Origin of the sequence: Aeromonas aquatica (genome assembly GCF_000764655.1) — a bacterium.
Taxonomy (GTDB): domain Bacteria; phylum Pseudomonadota; class Gammaproteobacteria; order Enterobacterales; family Aeromonadaceae; genus Aeromonas; species Aeromonas aquatica.
The window spans coordinates 1-4,358 of record NZ_JRGL01000025.1; the positions used below are offsets into that span (position 1 = coordinate 1).

At 49.3% G+C, this 4,358-nt stretch carries 4 protein-coding genes; all 4 read right to left on the reverse strand.

Annotated features, from left to right (window positions below; translation table 11 throughout):
* Window positions 1–440 (reverse strand): phenylacetate--CoA ligase family protein (locus LG30_RS0106195; RefSeq protein ID WP_033129853.1); only part of this gene is annotated, 440 nt, incomplete at its 3' end.
* 26 nt (window positions 441–466) lie between these two features.
* A complete protein-coding gene (locus LG30_RS0106200; RefSeq protein WP_081966017.1) occupies window positions 467–1,594 on the reverse strand; it encodes a DUF3419 family protein in 1,128 nt (375 codons plus the stop codon).
* A complete protein-coding gene (locus LG30_RS0106205; protein ID WP_052100871.1) occupies window positions 1,591–2,955 on the reverse strand; it encodes an MFS transporter in 1,365 nt (454 codons plus the stop codon). Before LG30_RS0106205 ends, LG30_RS0106200 begins: the two co-directional genes overlap by 4 nt.
* A 341-nt stretch (window positions 2,956–3,296) precedes the next feature.
* A complete protein-coding gene (locus LG30_RS0106210) occupies window positions 3,297–4,247 on the reverse strand; it encodes a TauD/TfdA dioxygenase family protein (protein ID WP_033129855.1) in 951 nt (316 codons plus the stop codon).
* Window positions 4,248–4,358 lie beyond the last annotated feature (111 nt).

A 4,358-nucleotide genomic window follows, 5' to 3' on the forward strand; every position in this document is an offset into this window, starting at 1 on the left:
ACCAAGCGGTTCACACGCTGGGGCGAGCAGCGAAAAACACCAACCCCTTGCTGTTTTGCTGCCTGGCACACCAGCATACCCAGCGTATACATATCGTTATTGCTCAACATTTGGATCACAAAATCGCCGGGTTGAACCCCCATTTCACTTAAGACCCGACCGACCGAATTCACCCAAATCTGCTCTTGCAAACGATGCACTGGTACATCAACAGGGCGGCCAGTCGTGCCCGATGAGCTCACAAAATCAGTCACATCACCGTATTCCATGATGTCCTCCCAGTGATCCCGCAGATGGTGTTTTCGCACTACAGGAATCTGCTGAAACTGTGCTACGGTCAATTCTGGCGTTGCCAAATCCACGTCACCGTTCCAATGTTGCTGATAAAATTGACGGTTAGCCGCATAGTCAATTGCAGCCTTCAACTTTGTGATATTCATATAGTCACTCTGCTCTTAAATAAGCGTTATCGCTTCTTGATTACCGACACGTTGGAGTACATGTACGTTTGCTCTTGAGCCGTGAGCTGCTCGCTCAGGCTGTGATCAATTTCGAGCTCCGGAGGAAGATAGTGCTTCTGGTGACCGATCATCGAGCGCATCACCACCACACCTCCACTGGGCAAAAATGCAGAAAGCTGTATAAAAAACAGCCGCAAAGCATCTTGAGGAACGCATTCAATGACATTTGATAACGTAACTTTGGAATAGGTTTGCTGCCGGTCGGTCCGGGCGATGAAGTCTAAAAGGTTAGCGCTGACCAAATGCAATTGTTCAAGGTTTTGCTTTACCCGTTGATACACAGAATCAGTAAGATAAGGCGCACAGGTGCCTCCAGCTGGAGGGCGGCCAAAGAGCAACTGGGTCATCAAACCATTCTTGTTTATCATGGTTGAGTAAAAGGCTTTTTCTATCTTACGTTCCAGATGCTGAGACAACGTAGCATCGTCAGCCAGATATTTTGAAAACCCTTCACCATAAATTCGTCGCAATGTGTACGAATTCAGGCACAGGCGTAAGAATGCCCGCCAGCGCCGATTATTGAATCGTTCTCTGAAATAAGCTCGCTGCTCCTCGAGCGTTTGAAGAGCCATAATTTCATCAAAGACTCTAGGGGAATGGGTAAGATAGCGCAGGATCAGTCCTGTGATACGACTCAGTCGATCCGTCCGGCCAGCATAGTTGACCCCGCGGTTCACCTGCCTGCGATGTGTTTTCCAGTAAGCAGTCGCGTCATCCGACAAGTCATCCCAGAGCATATCCAACAAACCCTGTCGCTCCAGCGGGGAAGCGTCTTCTTCCCCGAGAAATTTGATGCAAGTTGAGCGATCAAAGACTCTGATCGCAGCTCGCTTGAGTTCAAGCAGATAGTTTTGCGTATGATTTAAGTCAATCGACGTCATCAATGCAGGTCCTTCAGCCAACAGTCGAAGTGCAGAACAACCGCCAGAACTAATGACCAAGACCTTATCAGAGGGCTGAATTGATAAGGCGTTGAGGTCAACCCTAACGTCTTCTCGTCCCTGACCGTACATGAGCGGCAGCTCCACCCCATCGCGGGAAGACTGTGGCTGATGAGAATACAGGCTGCTCATAAACAGGCTTCACTGTCTGTCAATGCGCTCTCGGATAAACGGCGTTTTTTCCATTTCAGCGTTAACATCAGCCCCAGCAGTGCGAGGGCGGCAAACAGACTGGGAATAAGCAATACTTTAAATATCCCTTTATAATCCAGACCAAACTGGAAGAGCCACGCCCCTATCATGGCACCGACAATACCACCCGCGCGGCCCATTCCGAGCATCCATGACACGCCTGTCGCTCTTGAAGACGTCGGATAATGAAGCGTTGCAATGGATCCCATAGAAGCCTGCGCCCCATTCATGACAGTGCCCGCCAACAAAATAAATAGTCCCAACAGATAGATGTCTGATACAAAACTAATTGAGAACAGAAACAGTCCCGTCATGAAGTAGTTGAACGCCACAATTTTGTGTGGTGTTACTTTGTCCATTAACAGCCCAGAAACAATGGTGCCCACAGCTCCACCCAGCGGAAACAATGCAGTCAAAAATGCCGCATGCTGCAAATCAAAACCTGCTTCCCCAATGAGAGTCGGCATCCAGCTGGTAACGACATAAAAAATGAGCAGCCCCATAAAATAAGCAAGCCAAAGCAACATCGTCGCAGGTAACATTGACGGCGAGAGGATATCCCTGATTGGGGTTGTCGCTGAATCAGACAATGGCGTTGGACTGACAGAAAGATTGACGCGCATTTCCCCTAACAGTCGACGGGCAGTCTTTCGAATTTTAGATTCTGCGCCAGGCTGGCTCAGTTGAAACAGAATACTTTCTGGCAGCGTCCGGATGATCGGGACCAGCAGCAGCAACGGCAGCATTCCCCCAAAGATGAACACACTGCGCCAGCCCAGATTCGGGATAAGCCAGGATGCCAGCACGCCGCTTAATGCTGCGCCAAAAGGGAAACCACAGAACACCGCATTCACCATCAGAGATTTGTATCGTTCTGGGGCAAACTCCGAAATAATGGTCAGCGCATTAGACATTGCTGCCCCGATCCCGATACCGGTGCACAACCTCCAGAATACCAGTTGATTCACGTTGCTGGCCTGTGTCGTGGCGATGCAACACACACCAAATACGATCACAGAAAAAACAATAATCGGCTTTCTGCCCAACCGATCTGAGACAGGTCCCGACACAATCGCCCCGAGCGCCAGGCCGATAAGGGCAGCACTCATTACCAGTCCCAGATCAGCTTTGGCAATTCCCCACTGCTCGATAATCGCGGGCGCAACATACCCCATCAACGCAGTATCAAAACCATCAAGAATAAGAATGCTCAAACACAGCAAGAGAATGTAAATATGAAAAGAGGACACCTTGGCGGTTTTGACCGCCTGGTGAACACTGATGGACTCTGTATCGTTCATAACTCGCGCCCTTAACGAAAATGTGAATAAAAGCCTGAGACTGCTGATCTCCCAAGCTTATTTTTTTCAATCGTTAGTTGTTAATTTCTGCCAGGCAGAACCTGTGCGCCGTGGCCATGCCGCATGAGCAGCGACAATGCTGGATAACGGACAAAAACCCTGCCAATCCTGCCCGCCTCAAAGCGTTTCTCGGTGTCGCAGGCCATTTGTTCTACTGACTGCTTTCGTCGCGCATTCAATGGCATGCCCTGCAGTTTGGAAAAACGCTTTCCTCCCGGACAACAAAGGACCATGAAAAGTTAACAGCCTCTAAGAGATGCTTTCCCGAGGCAGGAAAGGTATTAATCTGTTTCGATTTCAAACTGACGACGCGCCCGTCGCGAATCGTTGTGATCGTAGCGCGGGACCTTGAAAGTCTGCAGTTCCTCCATTTGAGTCGCAGGCACCGCACTGATTGGCTTGTCACCTGCAATAGTCACCCTCTCCATATGACGATGATTCGGGTAATAATCATGGACAGCCGCATGCTGCACCGAGCGGTTATCCCACAGCACTAGCATATTTGGTTTCCAGTGATGGCGATATTGATACTCAAGCACCGACGTAGCGTTGAACAGCTGCGTCAGTAACGCTTCACTGTCACGCTGTGTCATTCCCTGAATTGCCCGGGTGTAACTCTGATTTACAAAGAGTGCTTTTTTCCCGGTGGTTGGGTGCACTCGAATAACCGGGTGAACCATTGGTGGATATTCCAGCTCTTTCTGGCGCAAGATCGCCTTTCCCGCTTCAGTTTCAGGAAACAGAAACTTGTAAGGTGAGAAATCGTGAATGCCTTCTAACCCTTGCAAGTATTCACGCATTTTTTTGGACAAAAATTCGTATGCAGTCGTCATACTGCTAAAGCAAGTATCACCACCGATTTCAGGCACAACGCGTGAATAAAGCATGGTCGCTTTGGGAGGGCAACTCTTGTAGGACTCATCCGTATGCCACCGGTCGGTCAATACTGGTGGGTTACCATCTTTGTAATCAAAGACAATGAGTTCCGGATGTTCTTCACTGTTCTCAGCAAAGGGATGTACCGTGAGCTCACCAAAATATCGCCCTATCCTTAGGATGTCTTCCGACGACAGGAATTGATCGGGGAAAACCAGCACTTCATACTCACACAATGCCTCCTCCATCTGCGCAATTGTCGTATCGCTCAGGGTCTCCCGCATGTCTAGGGCGGAAATTTCTGCGCCAACAAAAGGACTCAGTTTTTTCAAGGTAAACGTAGGGCTACTGCTCATCTTAGTCTCCAGTCGTCTCGTTCAACTTCACAGCCATGCTGTCGGTTGCCGGGCTATTAATAATAGGTTTCGTTGCACACAGGAAGAGCATCACTGAACACAACATCATGG

What these genes read in the sequence shown, in the direction of transcription:
- LG30_RS0106210 (WP_033129855.1), bottom strand. Translation starts at nt 4,247, where the DNA reads ATGAGCAGTAGCCCTACGTTTACCTTGAAAAAACTGAGTCCTTTTGTT.
- LG30_RS0106205 (WP_052100871.1), bottom strand. Translation starts at nt 2,955, where the DNA reads ATGAACGATACAGAGTCCATCAGTGTTCACCAGGCGGTCAAAACCGCC.
- LG30_RS0106200 (WP_081966017.1), bottom strand. Translation starts at nt 1,594, where the DNA reads ATGAGCAGCCTGTATTCTCATCAGCCACAGTCTTCCCGCGATGGGGTG.